Source organism: Streptomyces sp. NPDC006197, assembly GCF_040613865.1.
Classification (GTDB): domain Bacteria; phylum Actinomycetota; class Actinomycetes; order Streptomycetales; family Streptomycetaceae; genus Streptomyces.
On sequence record NZ_JBEXSZ010000159.1, the window covers coordinates 1 to 18,311 of the forward strand.

The following is an 18,311-nucleotide window of genomic DNA, read 5'->3' on the forward strand; positions in this document are numbered from 1 at the left end:
AGGAGATCGCCTTGAAGCAGCACATCGCCACCACCCGCACCGCCCTCGTCACCGGTTCCTCCCGGGGGATCGGGCGGGCGATCGCCCGGCGGCTCCGGCGCGCGGGCCGCGGCGCCGCCGCAAGGGCCCGCTGATCGGTGCCGTCGCCGGAGTCGTCCTGATCGCCGTCCTCGCGCTGATCGGCGTCCGGCTGCTCGGTGACAAGGGTGACAAGGGTGACGGAGCCAAGGGCGGTACGCCCGCCGCGACCACCGCCACTTCGGCGCCCGCCACGCCGGACCCCACCGATTCCCCGTCCGAGGAGCCGACGACGCAGGAACCGACGACGGAGGAGCCGACGACGGAGGAGTCCGGGACGGCCACCCCGACGTCGACGGCGACGGCCGGCGACGCGTCCGAGAGCGCGTCGCTCACCACCTATCCCTCGGTCAGGATGGATTCCTTCGAGGCCGGCACGGCGGCACTCGGCGGCACCTACATCCCGGACGCCCTCCGCGCCGTGTCCTTCTGCTCCGGTCGGGCCGAGTTCAACCTCGGCAAGCGCTGGTCGAAGCTGGACCTGATCGTCGGCATCGACGACGAGGCCGAGGACTACAACAGCCGGGTGGACATCTGGATCGACGGGAAGGCGCTGTTCGGGCAGACCGTCACGCTCGGCGAGGCGAAGAAGCTGAGCCTCGACGTCAGGAACGGACTGCGGCTCGTGATCACCTTCGACATCGACGCGTGCAGCGAGCCGGGCCTCGTCATCGGCAACCCGGTCCTCAAGAAGTGAGCGGACCGCTCCAGCGGCCCATGAAAGCGGCCCATGAGAGCGGCCCCGCACCGGAACTCCGGTGCGGGGCCGCCCCCTTGAGACGTACGAGAACCCGTACGAGAAAGGGCTCAGCCCTCGCTGACGCCCAGCTTCTCCAGGATCAGGTCCTTGACCTTCGCCGCGTCGGCCTGGCCGCGGGTGGCCTTCATGACCGCGCCGACCAGGGCGCCGACCGCGGCGACCTTGCCGCCGCGGATCTTGTCGGCGATGGCCGCGTTGCCCGCGATGGCCTCGTCGACCGCCGTGCCGAGCGCGCCGTCGTCGGAGACGACCTTCAGACCGCGCTTCTCGACGACCTCGTCCGGGGTGCCCTCGCCGGCGAGGACGCCCTCGATGACCTGACGGGCCAGCTTGTCGTTGAGGTCGCCGGCCGCGACCAGGGCCGAGACCCGGGCCACGTCGGACGGGGTGATGGGCAGCTCCTCCAGGGAGACGCCCTTCTCGTTGGCGTTGCGGGCGAGCTCGCCCATCCACCACTTGCGGGCCGAGGCCGCGTCCGCGCCCGCCTCGGTCGTGGCGACGATCGCGTCGACCGCGCCGGCGTTGAGGATGGCCTGCATCTCCACCTCGGAGACGCCCCACTCCTCGCGGAGCCGGTTGCGGCGCACGCGCGGCAGCTCGGGCAGGCCCTTCCGCAGCTCCTCGACCCACTCGCGGGCCGGGGCGACGGGGACGAGGTCGGGCTCCGGGAAGTACCGGTAGTCCTCGGCGTTGTCCTTGATGCGGCCGGAGGTGGTGGTGCCGTCGTCCTCGTGGAAGTGACGGGTCTCCTGCACGATCGTGCCACCGGCGGTGAGCACGGCCGCGTGCCGCTGGATCTCGAAGCGCGCCGCCCGCTCCACCGAACGGAGCGAGTTGACGTTCTTCGTCTCCGAGCGGGTGCCGAAGGCCTTGGTGCCGTTCCGGCGCAGCGACAGGTTCACGTCGCAGCGCATCTGGCCCTTGTCCATGCGCGCCTCGGAGACGCCCAGGGCGCGGATCAGCTCGCGCAGCTCGGCGACGTACGCCTTGGCGACCTCGGGGGCCCGGTCGCCCGCGCCCTCGATCGGCTTGGTGACGATCTCGATGAGCGGGATGCCGGCCCGGTTGTAGTCGAGCAGCGAGTGGGAGGCGCCGTGGATGCGGCCGGTCGCGCCACCGATGTGGGTGGACTTGCCGGTGTCCTCCTCCATGTGGGCGCGCTCGATCTCCACGCGGAAGACCTCGCCGTCCTCCAGCTGGACGTCCAGGTAGCCGTTGAAGGCGATCGGCTCGTCGTACTGGGAGGTCTGGAAGTTCTTCGGCATGTCCGGATAGAAGTAGTTCTTCCGGGCGAAGCGGCACCACTCGGCGATCTCGCAGTTGAGCGCGAGACCGATCTTGATCGCGGACTCGACGCCGATCGCGTTGACCACCGGCAGGGAGCCGGGCAGGCCGAGGCAGGTCGGGCAGGTCTGCGAGTTGGGCTCGGCGCCCAGCTCGGTCGAGCAGCCGCAGAACATCTTCGTCCTGGTGCCGAGCTCGACATGGACCTCCAGGCCCATGACGGGGTCGTACTCGGCGAGCGCCGCTTCGTACGACAGCAGTTCAGTGACAGTCACGGTGAGACTTTCCCTCTCAGCCCAGCAGGACGTCGTCGTCGCCCAGGCGCTTCAGCTCCCGGTAGAGGATCGCCAGGCCGGTAACGATGGCGGCGGCGGAGACCGCGGCGTCGACCAGCCGCAGCATGTCGCCGTCGTTGCGCGCCAGCTTCGCCTGCTTCGCGACGCTGACGGCGCCGAACGCGGTGGTCGCCAGCGACACGTAGACGCCGGTCTTCGACTTCTTGAAGTTCTTGGCCTTCTTTGCCATGGCACTCACAGCGACGGAGCCTCCTCAAGCAGCGGGTGTCCCCACTTTTCCACGAAGGCGGCCTCGACGGCGGCGCCGACCTTGTAGAGCCGGTCGTCCTTCATGGCGGGGGCGATGATCTGCAGGCCGACCGGCAGACCGTCCTCGGGCGCGAGGCCGCAGGGCAGCGACATGGCGGCGTTGCCGGCCAGGTTGGTCGGGATGGTGCACAGGTCCGCGAGGTACATCGCCATCGGGTCGTCGGCACGCTCGCCGATCGGGAAGGCGGTGGTGGGGGTCGTCGGGGAGACGATGACGTCCACCTCCTCGAAGGCCTTCTCGAACTCGCGGGTGATGAGGGTGCGGACCTTCTGCGCCGAGCCGTAGTACGCGTCGTAGTAGCCGGAGCTCAGCGCGTACGTACCGAGGATGATGCGGCGCTTGACCTCGTCGCCGAAGCCGGCCTCGCGGGTGAGGGCGGTGACGTCCTCGGCCGAACGGGTGCCGTCGTCGCCGACCCGCAGGCCGTAGCGCATGGCGTCGAAGCGCGCCAGGTTCGAGGAGCACTCGGACGGCGCGATCAGGTAGTACGCCGAAAGGGCGAGGTCGAAGGTCGGGCAGTCCAGCTCGACGATCTCGGCGCCCAGCGACTTGAGCAGTTCGACGGACTCGTCGAAGCGCTGCACGACGCCGGCCTGGTAGCCCTCGCCGCGGAACTGCTTGACGACGCCGACGCGCATGCCGGCCACCGAGCCGTTGCGCGCGGCCTCGACGACCGGCGGGACCGGGGCGTCGATGGAGGTCGAGTCGAGCGGGTCGTGCCCGGCGATCGCCTCGTGCAGGAGGGCCGCGTCCAGGACCGTGCGGGCACAGGGGCCGCCCTGGTCCAGGGAGGACGAGAAGGCCACCATGCCGAAGCGGGAGACGCCGCCGTAGGTCGGCTTGACGCCGACGGTGCCGGTGACGGCGGCGGGCTGGCGGATGGAGCCGCCGGTGTCCGTGCCGATGGCGAGCGGGGCCTCGTACGCGGCGAGGGCGGCCGAGGAGCCGCCGCCGGAGCCGCCGGGGATCCGGGTCAGGTCCCAGGGGTTGCCGGTCGGGCCGTAGGCGCTGTTCTCCGTGGAGGAGCCCATCGCGAACTCGTCCATGTTGGTCTTGCCGAGGATGACGACGTCGGCGGCCTTCAGGTTCTTGACCAGGGTCGCGTCGTACGGCGGGATCCAGCCCTCCAGGATCTTCGAGCCCACGGTGGTCGGCATGCCGACGGTGGTGAAGATGTCCTTGAGCGCGAGCGGCACACCGGCGAGCGGGCCGAGCTTCTCGCCCCGGGCGCGCTTCTCGTCGACGGCACGGGCCTGCGCGAGGGCGCCCTCGCGGTCGACGTGCAGGAAGGCGTGGACCTTCTCGTCGACGGCCTCGATGCGGGCGAGGTGGGCCTCGGTGACCTCGACGGCGGTCAGCTCGCCGGCGGCGATCTTCCCGGCGATCTCGGCCGCGGTGAGCTTGATGATGGTGTTGTCCGTCATGACTTGTTAGTCCTCCCCCAGGATCTGCGGCACCTTGAAACGCTGCTGCTCCTGGGCCGGGGCGCCGGAGAGCGCCTGCTCGGGGGTGAGCGACGGACGGACCTCGTCCGCGCGCATGACATTGGTCAGCGGCAGCGGGTGGGAGGTCGGCGGTACGTCTTGGTCGGCGACCTCGGAGACGCGGGCGACAGCGCCGATGATGTCGTCGAGCTGACCGGCGAAGTGATCGAGTTCTTCGCCCTTCAGCTCCAGACGCGCCAGCCGTGCGAGGTGGGCGACCTCCTCGCGCGTGATGCCAGGCATGCGGATCCTCACGGGGTGAGTTTGATGGTGTTGGCCCAATCCTATGGGGCCGGTGCCGCTGCCCGTGAAACGGTTTGCCCCCGGAGGGGGCGGGCTCACTGCACGACCTGGCCCGAGGGGTGGTCCAGGTCGACCTGGGCGGCGATGTCGGCGGGGCGGCGCCAGCCGTGCTCGCCGCGGGCCAGGAGCCACGCGGTGGCCTCGCCGGGCGGCATCGCGGCGGCGACCAGCCAGCCCTGGACGGCGTCGCAGCCCAGGTCGCGCAGGCGCTCCCAGGTCTCGTCGTCCTCGACGCCCTCGGCGACGACGAGGAGGCCGAGCGAGTGGGCGAGGTCGACGGTGCAGCGGACGATCTCGGCGTCCTCGGTGTCGACGGCGAGCCGGGCCACGAAGGAGCGGTCGATCTTCAGCTCGCTGACGGGCAGCCGGCGGAGGTGGACGAGGGAGGAGTAGCCGGTGCCGAAGTCGTCCAGGGACATCTTCACGCCGTGGCCGGTGAGGCCGTTCAGCGTGTCGGCGGCCCGCTGGGGGTCCTCCAGGAGCACGTGCTCCGTTATCTCCAGCTGGAGGGAGCCGGCCGGGACGCCGTGGCGGGCGAGGCGGGCGGCGACGGCGCCGGCGAAGCCGGGGGTGTGGACGTCGCGCGGCGAGACGTTGACGGCGACCGGGACGTTGAGGCCCTGGGCGCGCCAGCGGGCGACCTGGGCGAGCGCGGTCTCCAGGACGTACTCGGTGAGGTGCGGCATCAGGCCGGAGGACTCGGCGATGGCGATGAACTCGTCCGGCGGGACCTTTCCGCGCTCGGGGTGGACCCAGCGGACGAGCGCCTCCAGGCCGGCGACCTGGCCGTCGAAGCGGACCTTGGGCTGGTAGTGGAGTTCGACCTCGCCGGCGTCGAGGGCGCGGCGGAGGTCGCCGAGGAGGCCGAGCCGGTCGGGGGTGTTGGAGTCGCGCTTGGACTCGTAGACCTCGACGCCGGTGCGGTCGCGCTTGGCCTGGTACATGGCGACGTCGGCGCGGCGCAGCAGGCCCTCGGCGTCGAGGGCGTGGTCGGGGAAGACGGCGACGCCGGCGCTGGCCTCCAGGACGAGGGTGAGCCCGTCGAGGTCGAGCGGGGAGGAGAGCTCGGCGACGAGGTGGCGGGCGACGCGCTGGGCGCTGGTGGTGGAGTCGGCTGTGGGCAGCAGGACGGCGAACTCGTCGCCGCCGAGCCGGGCGGCCTCGGCGCCGCGGGGCAGGGCGAGGCGGAGCCGTTCGGCGATCTGGAGGAGCAGCCGGTCGCCGGCGAGGTGGCCGAGGGTGTCGTTGACCGAGCGGAAGCGGTCGAGGTCGATCAGGACGAGGGCGGCGCGGGCCCCCTGGCCCTCGGCCTCCTCCAGGGCGGTCCAGGCCCGCTCCAGGAGCCACTGGCGGTTGGGGAGCCCGGTGAGCGGGTCGCGGAGCTGCTCCTCGGCGCGGGCGCGGGCGATCCAGAGGGTGGAGTCGAGGGCGATGAGGGGGACGGCGAAGAGCGGCAGGAGGACCGGCCGGGTGGCGGCGACGACGCAGATGAGGGGGGCGATGCCGAGCAGGGCGACGGCGACGAGGCCCTGCCGGAGCAGGGCGGAACGGGCGATGGTGGGCAGCCCGCGGCCCTGGGGGGCGAGCGTGTACCACAGGAGGAGGCGGGTCACCACGAGGTAGGCGCCGGCGGCGAGGACGGCTTCCGGGACGTCCCCGATCGTCCAGTCGAGGGGCTGCCAGGGCCGCTCGACGGTCGGTACGTCCCCGAAGAGGGCGAGGACGAGGGCGGCGGCGCCGACGCCGAGGACATCGGCGGCGCCGTGCAGCAGGCCCTGGCGCCAGCGGTTCCGGCGGGCGGCGCCGACCAGGGTGACGACGGTCAGCGAGACGAGTCCGGCGGGCATCCAGCCGTAGAGCAGGAGGACGGCGAGGGTGAGGGCGGCGCCGGAGCCGGTGCCGCCCCACCAGCGGTCCCGGCCGAGGGCGACCAGGTGGCCGACGATGAGGCCGGTGAGGACGGCGAGGGACCAGCCGGCGACTCCACCGGGGAAGAGTCCGTGGCCGCCGCTCAGGGCTCGCTGGAGCCCGGCGGCGAGCACGACGGCGGCGATGCCCACCACGGCTGCGGGCAGCCGGGAGGGGAAGCCCAGCGGGACCACACGGCCGTGCGGCCGTGGGACCGGGGCGGCGCTCTCGGTCGGTTCCATTCCCGTCCCTCTCACAGGCGGCGGTGCCGTCGGTGTGCGATGGGCCGCGGTGACGCGGCCGTCCGTCGTCCGGCCCCGTATGTCGTCCGGCGTGCGGCCGCTGTCGGGCGGCCGCACCTGGTACCACGGGGCCGATGTCCTGACGCCATGCCCGGCAGAGCCCTCGCGCGGGCGTGCAGGACTGGACGCACGGTCACCACACTAGGCCGCCGAGGGCATCGACGGGCAGCGCTCTCCCTCTCTTGCCCGAATGCGACCAGGCCACCCCTAACGATCTGGTATGCGCCGAACGGGTGAGCTTCCGCGGCCTCCGGAGGGGCTACTCGGCGACGGGCACCGCGGCCTCCCGAGCCGCCTCGGGCCCCTGTTCGAGCAGGACGGAGAAGCCTTCCTCGTCCAGAACCGGAACCTTCAGCTGCATCGCCTTGTCGTACTTCGAACCAGGGTTTTCACCGACGACCACGAAGCCGGTCTTCTTCGAAACGGAACCGGTCACCTTCGCTCCGAGCCGCTGGAGCGACTCTTTTGCGCCATCCCTGGTGAACTTCTCCAGGGTGCCGGTCACCACGACCGTCAGCCCCTCCAGCGGACGCGGCCCCTCGTCCTCCCCGGCCCCCTCGTCCTCCAGGGTGACCCCGGCGGCGCGCCACTTGCGCACGATCTCCCGGTGCCACTCCTCCGAGAACCACTGCTTCACGGCGGCCGCGATGATCCCGCCGACGCCGTCGACGGCCGCCAGCTCCTCCTCGCTCGCCTGCTCGATCCGCTCCAGGGAGCGGAACTCGCGGGCCAGCGCCTCGGCCGCGACGGGCCCCACGTGCCGGATGGAGAGCCCGTTGATGAAGCGGGCGAGCGGCCGCGTCTTGGCGTCCTCGATGTTCTTCAGCATGGCGAGCGCGTTCTTCTTCGGCTCGCCCTTCTGGTTGGCGAAGACCGTGACGATCTTCTCCTCGCCGGTCTTCGGGTCCCGCTTGGGCAGCCCGCTGCTCGGATCGAGGACGTACGCCTTGATCGGCAGCAGCCGCTCGATGGTCAGGTCGAAGAGGTCGCCCTCGTCCACGAGCGGCGGGTCGACCGGCTCCAGGGGGCGGGTCAGCGCCGCCGCGGCCACCATGCCGAAGCTCTCGATGTCCAGGCACTGCCGCCCGGCCAGGAAGAAGAGCCGCTCGCGCAGCTGGGCCGGGCACGTCCGGGCGTTCGGGCAGCGGAGGTCGATGTCGCCCTCCTTCATCGGCTTCAGCGGCGTCCCGCACTCCGGGCACTCGGCGGGCATCACGAACTCCCGCTCGGTGCCGTCCCGCAGGTCGGCCACCGGCCCGAGGATCTCCGGGATCACGTCCCCGGCCTTGCGCAGCACGACGGTGTCGCCGATGAGGACGCCCTTGGCCTTCACCACCTCCTGGTTGTGGAGGGTGGCGAACTCGACCTCGGAGCCGGCCACGGTCACCGGCTCGACCTGGGCGTACGGGGTGACGCGGCCGGTGCGGCCGACGCCGACCTTGATGTCGACCAGCTTGGTGTTGACCTCCTCCGGCGCGTACTTCCAGGCGATCGCCCAGCGCGGGGCGCGCGCGGTGGAGCCCAGCCGGCCCTGGAGCGGGATCTCGTCGAGCTTGACGACGACCCCGTCGATCTCGTGCTCCACGGAGTGACGGTTCTCCCCGAAGTACGCGATGAACTCCCGCACCTCGGCGAGCGAGCCGACCACCTTGTTGTGCCGGGCCGTGGGCAGGCCCCACTCGCGGAGCAGTCCGTACGCCTCCGAGAGCCGCGAGATCTCGAAGCCCTCGCGGGCGCCGATGCCGTGCACCACCATGTGGAGCGGACGGGAGGCGGTGACCTTCGGGTCCTTCTGCCGGAGCGAACCGGCGGCGGCGTTGCGCGGGTTGGCGAAGGGCTTGTCACCGGCCTCCACCAGACGGGCGTTGAGCCCCTCGAAGGCCTCCATCGGGAAGTAGACCTCGCCGCGGATCTCCACGAGCGCCGGGACGCGGTCGCCGCGCAGCCGCTCCGGGATGTCGGCGATCGTCCGGACGTTGGGCGTGATGTCCTCGCCGGTGCGGCCGTCGCCGCGGGTGGCGGCGCGGGTCAGCCGCCCGTGCTCGTAGGTGAGGTTGACCGCCAGGCCGTCGACCTTCAGCTCGCACAGGTAGTGGAAGTCGGGGGTGCCGACGTCCCGCGCGACCCGCTCCGCCCAGGTGGCCAGCTCCTCGTCGTCGAAGGCGTTGTCCAGGGAGAGCATGCGCTCCCGGTGCTCGACGGCGGTGAACTCGGTCTCGTACTGCCCGGCGACCTTCTGGGTCGGCGAGTCCGGCGTCCGCAGCTCCGGGTACTCCTCCTCCAGCGCCTCAAGGGCGCGCAGCAGCTTGTCGAACTCGCCGTCGCTGATGACCGGCTGGTCCTTCACGTAGTACCGGAAGCGGTGCTCCTCGACCTGCTCGGCAAGGTCGGCGTGCTTCTCCCGTGCCTCGGCGGGCAGGGCCCCCTGTTCGACTGCCACCGTTTCGTCCTTCCGTTACTCAGGGTTGTCCGCGAGCGACCGTGCCGCTCTGACGCAGTGGGCGAGCGCCGCCCGGGCATAGGCGGGCGACGCGCCCGCCAGCCCGCACGAGGGCGTGACCACGACGGACTCCGCCAGAGTCCCCGGATTCAGCCCCAGCCTGCGCCACAGCGTCCTGACACCCATGACGCTACCGCCCGGGTCCGACAATGCCGTGTCGGTGGACGGCACCACACCGGCGAAGAGCTTCGTCCCGGCCTCCACGGCCTCGCCGATCGCCTCCTCGTCACGTTCGGTGAGGAGCGAGAAATCGAACGAGATGCCCGCCGCCCCGGTGCGGCGCAGCAGCGCGAACGGCACGTCGGGCGCGCAGGAGTGGACGACCACCGGACCGTCGTGGACGGCCATGACGTCCCGCAGGGCGCTCTCCACGACCTGCCGGTCGACGGCCCGGTGGGTGCGGTAGCCGCTGGCGGTCCGGACATGGCCGCGCAGCACGGCCGTGAGCGAGGGCTCGTCGAGCTGGACGACCGGCCGGGCCCCCGGGACGCGCTTGCGCAGCTCGGCGAGGTGCGTGTGGAGACCCTCGGCGAGCGAGCCGGCCAGGTCCCGGCAGGCGCCGGCGTCGCCGAGCGCCGCCTCGCCGCCGCGCAGCTCCAGGGCCGCGGCGAGCGTCCACGGGCCGACGGCCTGGACCTTGAGCGGACCCTCGTACCCCTGGGTGAACTCCTCCAGGGCGTCGAGGTCTTCGCCGAGCCAGGAACGGGCCCGCTTGGTGTCGCGGCCCGGCCGGTCGCTGATCCGCCAGCCGCTCGGCTCCACGTGCGCGTACAGGTCGACGAGCATCCCGATCGTCCGGCCGACCATGTCGGCGCCGGGCCCGCGCGCGGGCAGTTCGGCCAGGAACGGGAAGTCCTCGAAGGACCCGGTGACGGTCTTGGCGGCCTCGCGGGCGTCGCCGCCGGGCAGGGAGCCGACGCCGGTGGCGGGCCCCCAGAGCTTGCTGTCGTCCATGTCTACCGCCCCGGGCGCACGGTCAGATCGTTGATCTCCGCGTCGCGCGGCAGATCGATCGCGGTGATGATCGCCGTCGCGACGGACTCGGGGTCGATCCACTTCGACGGGTCGTACTCCTTGCCCTCCTGCTGGTGGACCTTCGCCTGCATGGGGCTGGCGGTCCTGCCCGGGTAGACCGAGGTCACCCGCACCCCGTTGGCGTGCTCCTCGTGCCGCAGGGAGTCCGCGAGGGCCTTGAGGCCGTGCTTGGACGCGGCGTACGCGCCCCACTCGGCGTGCGCGTTGAGCCCGGCGCCCGAGTTCACGAAGACGACGTGCCCCTGGGAGACCCGCAGCTGCGGCAGGAAGTGGCGGGTCAGCTCGGCCGGGGCGACCAGGTTGACGTTCAGCTGGTGGTGCCAGGTCTTCGGGGTCAGCTCCCCGACCGGCCCGAGGTCGACGACGCCCGCGATGTGCAGCAGGCCGTCCACCCGGTCGGGCAGGCTCTGGTGCGAGAAGGCCCAGGACAGCCGGTCCGGGTCGGCGAGGTCCCCGACGAGCGTCCGCGCGCCGGGGAACCGCGCGGCGAGCTCCTTGGCCCGCCCCGCGTCGCGCGCGTGGAGCACGAGCTCGTCCCCGCGCGCGTGAAGGCGGCGCGCGACGGCCGCGCCGATGCCGGAACCCGCTCCGGTGATCACATGTGTAGCCATGGGAGCCATGCTCCCACCTGCGGTCAGGCGGAGGGGGCGGGGGCGGGAGTCGTGGCGGACCAGAAGTCGGAGCGGACGTTGGGGGTGGGGATCTCCACTCCCTCATAGGCAGGGCCGTTGGGCGTGGCCTTCGGCGCGGCCACCTCCGAACTGTCCACGCAGGGGGTGACGACGTAGAAGAACGCCTGCCCCTTGTAACCGAACGTCAGGACCAGCTGGAAGCCGTCGGGCGATGTGGCGAAGACGGCCGGCATCTCCTTGTCATGGTTCACCGAGGTGATCTCGTAGCCGCTCTTCTTCCAGAACCGCTCCACCACGCCGAGGAAGGCTCCGCGCCGCTGCTCGGAAATGATCGTCATCACCGTGCGCCGCCGGGTGAGATCGCAACTGCGGACAGTCGTGTCGTCATGGGTCCATTGGATCTCCGGAACGACTGTGCCGATCGTCTTGTCAAGCATCGCGTCCGAGTGGTCCGCCGCTTCTTGCATGTTCATGTCTGCGCCAGTCACTCCCAGAATTCCGCAGCCGACGAGCGCGGCGCTCATCAGGGTCGTCGAGAGAGCAACGTGGATCGCCCGTCGCACTCGCGTCATCGATACTCCTCCGTGGTGATCTTCTCTGGCTTCCCCGCCACGATCAGGGCGATGTTCTCGGCGGACCGCGAGTCCAATCCTGGTGTGAAGTACTGGGAGTGGGCCTCGAAGAAGCCCGCTTCCATGACCATGCGCGGACCGTCGCCGACCAGAAAGCGCTGAGCACCGAAGCCCTCACTGGCGGGGTCCTGGCCGAAGTACAGGTGGTCCGTGACCCGACTCGTGTAGCGAATGCCCGTCCCGCCGAGCGGGAGCGCGGCGGCGGCCTCCGAGGGCTTGGGGAGATGCGTCACAAGATCATTGTCCGCCGCGCCGACGTAGACGTGTTCCTTGCCGACGCCGAGATCCTCGGCCCTGTCCACACCGACGCCCGGGCTCCCGAGCAGGATGATGTCGTCCGCGCCGGGGATTCCACCGATCTGGCGTGCGGCCGTGCCCACGGTCAGCGAGCCGTACGAATGCCCGATGGCGGTCAGGTGGGGGTCCACGTTCGTGTTCGTCACGGTAAGGCCCTCCATGAACTGCTTGTACGCGGGGGCTCCCTTCTCCGCGTCCGCTGTGGACATGACCGTCGCAAAGTTGGGGGCGTCGTATCCGAGCCAGACGATCGCCGCGCTGGACGGGTCCTTCCCACGTGCTCCCATGGCCGTGTCCTTGGCACGCACCATGGTGTCGGTCACGAACTCCTCGTTCAGCTTCGTCCCCAGCCCAGGCACGTAGGCGGAAACGTTCTTCGACGTGTCCGGGTTGCCGTACGCCACGATCGCGCGACCGTTGCCCTCGTCCCCGATGCCGAGCAGGAACATCGGTACACGACTCGGCTTTTTCAACTCGCTCTGGATCCCGCGGAGTGCATCCAACTTGGTCTCGGAACCCCCGTCGTCCTTCCGCGCCAACTCGTCGATCAGCAGCGGCAGGTAGCGCCGGTTCGCCTCGTCCCGGGCCGCCGCCGGGATGCCATCCAGGCCGCCGATCATGTCCGGCGCGACCTCCAGGTACTCCTGGCGCTGTTCGTCGCTCAGACCGTCCCACCAAGCCTTGCGTTCGGCCGGACTCTTGTCGTCGGGAACACCGGCCTTGAGGTGACGGCCCGCAGCGTCACGGACGTCGGCGGTGTCCCGGGCCACGTCCTTCGAGGTGGCCTCGGTGACGTTCAGACCCTCGGCCGCGCGCAAACCCTCCAAGGTCCGCGCGTACCGGGCATCGATGGAGCGGGCCGAGAAAACGGCCCGGCCGATCCGGTCCGCGATGTCCTGGGCCTTCTCCGCGTTCGGATTGAGCGGCCCGAGCGAGGACGTCTCGCCGGGAAACGGGCGCTCCAGGGGGAGGCGGCCACGCGCCTGGCCACCGGGGGCCTCCTGGTCACCCAGCACGGTCCGGGCGGGCGCGGCCGGGTAACTCACCGACCCGTCCTCGTGGACGGTGAACCTCAGGGCGGCAGCCTCGTCCAGGGCCTGCTTCAGCTGGCGCTGCGGCTCGGCGAGGTCGGCGGCGAGGCCGTTGAGCGTCGTACGGACGAGGCCGCACTCGCTGTGCAGGTACTGGAAGTTGCGGCTCAGGCGCTGGAGCCTGCCGAGGGCCGCCTCCGCCGACTCGCTCTCCTGGGTCTCGCGGAGTTTCGCGGACATCGCGCGATCGACCCGTACGCGATCGGAGTCCGAACGGTTCGACACCTCGTGCCACTTGTCGCCCGCCTCCGTGAACTCGGAGGTCTTGAGATCACGAAGCTGGTGCCAGGTGAGCGTTCCGGTCATCGCTTCTCCCCCGCCTTGACCGCGGAGCCGTCGACACCCTTGAAGGACCGCTCGATCGCGACCTCGGTCTCGCCCATCTCCTTGGCCACCGAAAGCAGACTTCCCTTGAGCTGGTCGCACTCGTCCCGTACGGCCGACAGACGTTCCTCCCAGGAGGTCAGCACGCCCTTGAGCGCCGCGACGGAGGTGAGGCCGACGGCTCCGGCCTCCACTCCCTCGTGGCCGGGGCCGAGTGCCGACCGGCTCGTCTCGGTGCTGGTGCGGAGTTCACCCGCGATGCCGGAGGCGCTGGTCCAGGGGCCCCCGCTGTGCTTGAGCCTGCCGCTCGCTCCCCCGCCGTTCCCCGGCGCCGGAGCCGTCGAGGCGAGGCGCATGACGGACGCTTCACCGTCGACCGGGCCGAACAGCTCCTGCCAGCGCTCCGATAACGACACCGATTCCCCCCGCTGATCCGCGATCCGTTCCTGCGCTCCCTGACGCTAGTACGAGAAGCGGCCGCATCCACAATCGCAAAGGAGATTTGGACACAAGAATCGCGCCGTCGCATAGCAGGGCACTCGGCGGACAGCAAGAGCACCCGTGCGCACTTCGCGCAAGCAATCGATACGGCGCCTCACTCAGCTCAGGCTCGACTCCAGGTACGCGAGGGCCGCACGGCCGTCGTCCGCGAAGAAGGCGAGGTCGGTGAGGGGGAGCGGGAGGAAGCCCTCTTCCTCCATGCGGCGGAACTGGGTCTTCAGGCCGTCGTAGAAGCCGGCCGTGTTGAGGAGGACGACCGGCTTGGAGTGCTTGCCGTGCTTCTTCAGTTCCAGGATCTCGGTGGCCTCGTCGAGGGTGCCCGTGCCGCCGACCATGACCACGATCGCGTCGGACTTGGCGAGGAGCAGGGCCTTGCGCTCGGCCAGGTTCCCGGCGATGACCATCTGGTCGGCGTTCGGGCGGGCCTTGTGGGCGAGGAAGTCGACGGAGACGCCGACGAGCCGGCCGCCCGCCTCCTGGACCCCGTCCGCGACGACCTTCATCAGGCCGGTGTCGGAGCCGCCCCAGACGAGGGTGTGGCCGGACTTGCCGAGGAGCGTGGCGAAGTCGCGGGCCGGGGCCGTGTACCGCTCGTCGAGGTCGGCGGCCGAGAGGAAGACACAGATGTTCATGGGCTCCACCGTAGGCGGTCGTGGAAAAAGTCCGGCGGGCGGCGATGAGTTCCGGTGACGGCTCCGGTCTGCCCTGCCATGGACGAGGTGAGCACCATGCTGAGCGGGGTCCGGGGCCGGGTCGTGTCGCGGGACGGTACGGAGATCGCGTACGAGCGGTACGGGGAGGGACGGGCCGTCGTGCTGGTGGACGGCGCGGACGGGAGCGGGCGGGCGCTCGCGGGGCTGCTCGCCCGGCGCTTCTCCGTCGTGACGTACGAGCGGCGCGGCACCGGCACGGTGGAGCGGGAGATCGAGGACCTGGCGGCCGTCCTGGCGGCGGCGGGCCCGGGGGCGGCCGTGCACGGCACGGAGACGGGCGGGGTCCTCGCGCTCGCGGGGGCGGCAGCCGGGCTCCCGGTGGGCGCGGTGTCCGTGTACGAGCCGGAGCCGCTCGCGGACGGGCTCCTCCGGGCGGTCCACGCGCGCGTGCTCGTCGTCGACGGGGGCGCGAGCCCGGCGGCGACCCGGCACACGGCCCGTGCCCTGACGGCGGTGCTCCCCCGGGCCCGGCACCGCACCCTGACGGGCCAGACGCGCGAGGTGGCCCCGCACGTGCTGGCGCCGGTCCTGGAGGAGTTCCTGGACGAGCAGTCGGTCTAGGGCCTGTCCGGCCCTGATCCGCCGGACAGGCCCTAGGCGGTGGCGGGCGCGGTCGCGCGTCGCGTCGTCGTTGCGATCGTCGCCGAGCCGACCACGCGCGTGCCGTCGTACAGGACGATCGCCTGGCCGGGGGCGACGCCGCGGACCGGCTCGTCGAAGACGACCTTCAGCTCGCCGTCCTCCATCGCCGCGCTCACCGGCGTCTCGCCGCCGTGGGCGCGGAGCTGGGCGGTGTAACGGCCGGGGCCCTCGGGGGCGGTGCCGCACCAGCGGGGCTTGATCGCGGTGAGGGCGGTGACGTCGAGGGCCTCGGCGGGGCCGACGGTGACGGTGTTGTTCACGGGCGAGATGTCGAGGACGTAGCGGGGCTTGCCGTCCGCGGCCGGGTGGCCGATCCGCAGGCCCTTGCGCTGGCCGATGGTGAAGCCGTACGCGCCCTCGTGGGTGCCGACCTTCGTCCCGGCCTCGTCGACGATGTCGCCCTCCGCCTTGCCCAGGCGGGTGGCGAGGAAGCCCTGGGTGTCGCCGTCGGCGATGAAGCAGATGTCGTGGCTGTCGGGCTTCTTCGCGACCGCGAGCCCGCGCCGCTCGGCCTCCGCCCGGATCTCGTCCTTGGTGGTGAGGGTGTCGCCGAGCGGGAACATCGCGTGCGCGAGCTGCTTCTCGTCGAGCACGCCGAGGACGTACGACTGGTCCTTGGCCATGTCGGAGGCCCGGTGCAGCTCGCGGGTGCCGTCCTCGTTCAGGACGACGGTGGCGTAGTGCCCGGTGCAGACCGCGTCGAAGCCGAGGGCGAGCGCCTTGTCGAGGAGCGCCGCGAACTTGATCTTCTCGTTGCAGCGCAGGCACGGGTTGGGGGTGCGGCCCGCCTCGTACTCCGCGACGAAGTCGTCGACGACGTCCTCGCGGAAGCGCTCGGCGAGGTCCCACACGTAGAAGGGGATGCCGATGACGTCGGCCGCCCGGCGTGCGTCGCGCGAGTCCTCGATCGTGCAGCAGCCGCGCGCGCCGGTACGGAAGGACTGCGGGTTCGCGGAGAGGGCCAGGTGCACGCCGGTGACGTCGTGACCGGCTTCGGTGGCACGGGCGGCGGCGACGGCGGAGTCCACTCCGCCCGACATGGCGGCGAGGACACGGAGAGTCTTAGTCATAGCCCTACCAGGGTACGGGGCGCCGGGAACCGCGGTCGCGGTAGTAAGCGTTCTCGGTGGCATGGGGAGCGAGTCGAACGGCGCGGGGAACGGGTCGGACGGACGGCGGGTGGGCCGGCGGGCCGTGCTGATCGGCGGCGCGGCCGCCGCGGTGGGCACGGTCGCGCTGGCCGGGGACGAGCTGGGGCGCCTGTGGTGGCGCCTGCCGGGGATGGAGAAGAAGAGGGTCGAGGGGGAGCTGGACCACAAGGGCGCCGAGTGGACGTCTGCGGCGCGGGCGAACTGGCGGCGGGCCGACCGGCCCGACGACTACACGATCGACCGGGTCGTGATCCATGTCGTCCAGGGCAGCTACGCGAGCGCCCTGAAGGTCTTCAAGGACCCGGGGCACGGGGCCGCCGCGCACTACGTGGTCCGCAAGGACGGGCACGTGGCGCAGATGATCCGCGAACTCGACGTGGCCTTCCACGCCGGGAACCGCGACATGAACGAGCGGAGCATCGGCATCGAGCACGAGGGCTTCGTCGACCGGCCGCAGGACTTCACGGCGGCGATGTACCAGGGCTCGGCGCGCCTCACGGCCGACATATGCGCCCGGTACGGGATGCCCGTGGACCGGGAGCACATCATCGGGCACGTCGAGGTCGAGGGCACCGACCACACCGACCCCGGTCCGCACTGGGACTGGGACCGGTATCTGGCGCTGGTACGGAGGGAGCGTACGAAGCTCGGCTGAGGCCGGGGGGCGGGCGGGTCGGCTGAGGCCGGAGAGCGGGCGGATCGGCTGAGGCCAGGGCGCGTGGCTCCGCCGAAGCCGGGGGCTCGTGGCTCCGCCGAAGCCGGGGGCTCGTGGCTCCGCTGAGGCCGGCGGCTCGTGGTTCAGCTGAGGCCGGCGGTTCTTGCGCGCTCCACGGCCGGGCCGATCGCCTCCGCGACCGCCGCCACGTCCTCCTTGGTGGAGGTGTGGCCGAGCGAGAAGCGCAGGGTCCCCCGCGCCAGGTCCGGATCGGTGCCGGTGGCGAGCAGGACATGGCTGGGCTGGGCGATGCCGGCGGTGCACGCGGAGCCGGTGGAGCAGGCGATGCCGGCCGCGTCGAGCAGCAGGAGCAGGGAGTCGCCCTCGCAGCCGGGGAAGGTGAAGTGGGCGTTGGCGGGGAGCCGGTCGACGGGGTCGCCGCCGAGGATCACGTCGGGCACGACCGTACGGACGGCGGCGACGAGTTCGTCGCGCAGCGCGCCGACCTCGCGGGCGAACTCCCCCTGCCGCTCGGCGGCGAGCCGGGCGGCGACGGCGAAGGCCGCGACGGCGGGCACGTCCAGGGTGCCCGAGCGGACGTGCCGCTCCTGGCCGCCGCCGTGCAGGACGGGTACGGGGGTGTGCTCGCGGCCCAGGAGCAGGGCGCCGATGCCGTACGGGCCGCCGATCTTGTGGCCGGAAACCGTCATCGCGGCGAGGCCGGAAGCCGCGAAGTCGACCGGGACCTGGCCCACGGCCTGGACAGCGTCCGCGTGCAGGGGGACGTCGAACTCGGCGGCGACGTCCGCGAGTTGACGGACCGGCATGATCGTGCCGATCTCGTTGTTGGCCCACATGACGGTGGCCAGGGCGACGGACTCGGGGTCGCGGGCGATCGCCTCGCGCAGGGCCTCCGGGTGGACACGGCCGTGGGCGTCGACGGGGAGGTACTCGACGGTGGCGCCCTCGTGCGCGGCCAGCCAGTCGACGGCGTCCAGGACGGCGTGGTGCTCGACCGGACTGGCCAGGACGCGGGTGCGGCGGGGGTCGGCGTCGCGCCGGGCCCAGTACAGGCCCTTCACGGCGAGGTTGTCCGCCTCCGTGCCGCCGGAGGTGAGGACGACCTCGCTCGGCCGCGCGCCGAGCGCGGCGGCGAGCGTCTCGCGTCCTTCCTCGACGGTCCGCCGGGCGCGCCGTCCGGCGGCGTGCAGGGAGGAGGCGTTGCCCGTGACGGCGAGGTGGGCGGTCATCGCCTCGATCGCCTCGGGGAGCATGGGCGTGGTCGCGGCGTGGTCGAGGTAAGCCATGGTGGGTCGATTCTACGAGCCCGTTCGCCGGGCCCGGCGCGTGGCCTGTTTGCGCCGGCGGAGCTGGCCGACAGCGCGAGGACGGCGGCGGCCGCCGCGCTCGCCG

The 18,311-nt window shown here is 71.8% G+C and carries 17 protein-coding genes; 3 read left to right on the top strand and 14 right to left on the bottom strand.

Annotated features, from left to right (window positions below; all coding sequences use genetic code 11):
• A partial coding sequence (locus ABZ318_RS33415; protein WP_356906193.1) for an NPCBM/NEW2 domain-containing protein occupies positions 1–775 on the top strand: 775 nt, incomplete at its 5' end.
• Between the two features lie 110 nt (positions 776–885).
• On the opposite strand, the gene gatB is transcribed toward ABZ318_RS33415, so the two are convergent.
• From gatB to ABZ318_RS33475, 12 genes are all read right to left on the bottom strand, one after another.
• Positions 886–2,397 (bottom strand): Asp-tRNA(Asn)/Glu-tRNA(Gln) amidotransferase subunit GatB, encoded by a 1,512-nt coding sequence (gene gatB, locus ABZ318_RS33420; RefSeq protein ID WP_356906194.1) that lies wholly within the window; start codon positions 2,395–2,397, stop codon positions 886–888.
• Between the two features lie 16 nt (positions 2,398–2,413).
• Positions 2,414–2,647 (bottom strand): hypothetical protein, encoded by a 234-nt coding sequence (locus ABZ318_RS33425; protein WP_352076400.1) that lies wholly within the window; start codon positions 2,645–2,647, stop codon positions 2,414–2,416.
• Positions 2,648–2,652: 5 nt separating this feature from the next.
• Positions 2,653–4,152 (bottom strand): Asp-tRNA(Asn)/Glu-tRNA(Gln) amidotransferase subunit GatA, encoded by a 1,500-nt coding sequence (gene gatA, locus ABZ318_RS33430; RefSeq protein ID WP_030693797.1) that lies wholly within the window; start codon positions 4,150–4,152, stop codon positions 2,653–2,655.
• 6 nt (positions 4,153–4,158) lie between these two features.
• Positions 4,159–4,455, bottom strand: coding sequence for an Asp-tRNA(Asn)/Glu-tRNA(Gln) amidotransferase subunit GatC (gene gatC / locus ABZ318_RS33435; RefSeq protein ID WP_015036350.1), 297 nt, complete (start codon positions 4,453–4,455; stop codon positions 4,159–4,161).
• Positions 4,456–4,550: 95 nt separating this feature from the next.
• A complete protein-coding gene (locus ABZ318_RS33440; RefSeq protein WP_356906195.1) occupies positions 4,551–6,665 on the bottom strand; it encodes a bifunctional diguanylate cyclase/phosphodiesterase in 2,115 nt (704 codons plus the stop codon).
• Between the two features lie 319 nt (positions 6,666–6,984).
• A complete protein-coding gene (gene ligA / locus ABZ318_RS33445) occupies positions 6,985–9,165 on the bottom strand; it encodes an NAD-dependent DNA ligase LigA (protein ID WP_356906196.1) in 2,181 nt (726 codons plus the stop codon).
• Between the two features lie 15 nt (positions 9,166–9,180).
• Positions 9,181–10,179: a methionine synthase gene (locus ABZ318_RS33450; RefSeq protein WP_356906197.1), complete on the bottom strand. Its 999-nt coding sequence runs from the start codon at positions 10,177–10,179 to the stop codon at positions 9,181–9,183.
• 2 nt (positions 10,180–10,181) lie between these two features.
• Entirely contained in the window at positions 10,182–10,880 is a 699-nt protein-coding gene (locus tag ABZ318_RS33455; protein WP_356906198.1) for an SDR family oxidoreductase, read from the bottom strand.
• A gap of 14 nt (positions 10,881–10,894) precedes the next feature.
• A complete protein-coding gene (locus ABZ318_RS33460) occupies positions 10,895–11,464 on the bottom strand; it encodes a hypothetical protein (RefSeq protein ID WP_356906199.1) in 570 nt (189 codons plus the stop codon).
• Positions 11,461–13,218, bottom strand: coding sequence for an alpha/beta hydrolase (locus ABZ318_RS33465; RefSeq protein WP_356906200.1), 1,758 nt, complete (start codon positions 13,216–13,218; stop codon positions 11,461–11,463). Before ABZ318_RS33465 ends, ABZ318_RS33460 begins: the two co-directional genes overlap by 4 nt.
• Entirely contained in the window at positions 13,215–13,652 is a 438-nt protein-coding gene (locus tag ABZ318_RS33470; protein WP_356906201.1) for a hypothetical protein, read from the bottom strand. The genes ABZ318_RS33465 and ABZ318_RS33470 overlap by 4 nt, the downstream gene beginning before the upstream one ends.
• Before the next feature lie 183 nt (positions 13,653–13,835).
• A complete protein-coding gene (locus ABZ318_RS33475) occupies positions 13,836–14,369 on the bottom strand; it encodes a TIGR00730 family Rossman fold protein (RefSeq protein ID WP_356906202.1) in 534 nt (177 codons plus the stop codon).
• 78 nt (positions 14,370–14,447) lie between these two features.
• Between ABZ318_RS33475 and ABZ318_RS33480 the strand changes: the two genes are divergently transcribed.
• Positions 14,448–15,011, top strand: coding sequence for an alpha/beta hydrolase (locus ABZ318_RS33480; protein ID WP_356906203.1), 564 nt, complete (start codon positions 14,448–14,450; stop codon positions 15,009–15,011).
• A 32-nt stretch (positions 15,012–15,043) separates the two neighbouring features.
• Here ABZ318_RS33480 and mnmA read toward each other — a convergent pair whose 3' ends face one another.
• Entirely contained in the window at positions 15,044–16,162 is a 1,119-nt protein-coding gene (gene mnmA, locus ABZ318_RS33485) for a tRNA 2-thiouridine(34) synthase MnmA (RefSeq protein WP_356906204.1), read from the bottom strand.
• 61 nt (positions 16,163–16,223) lie between these two features.
• On the opposite strand from mnmA, the gene ABZ318_RS33490 reads away from it, so the two are divergent.
• On the top strand, positions 16,224–16,898 hold the full coding sequence (locus ABZ318_RS33490) for an N-acetylmuramoyl-L-alanine amidase (protein ID WP_356906205.1): 675 nt from the start codon (positions 16,224–16,226) through the stop codon (positions 16,896–16,898).
• A gap of 143 nt (positions 16,899–17,041) precedes the next feature.
• Here the strand turns inward: ABZ318_RS33490 and ABZ318_RS33495 are convergent, their stop codons facing one another.
• Entirely contained in the window at positions 17,042–18,205 is a 1,164-nt protein-coding gene (locus ABZ318_RS33495; protein ID WP_356906206.1) for a cysteine desulfurase family protein, read from the bottom strand.
• Positions 18,206–18,311: the final 106 nt, after the last annotated feature.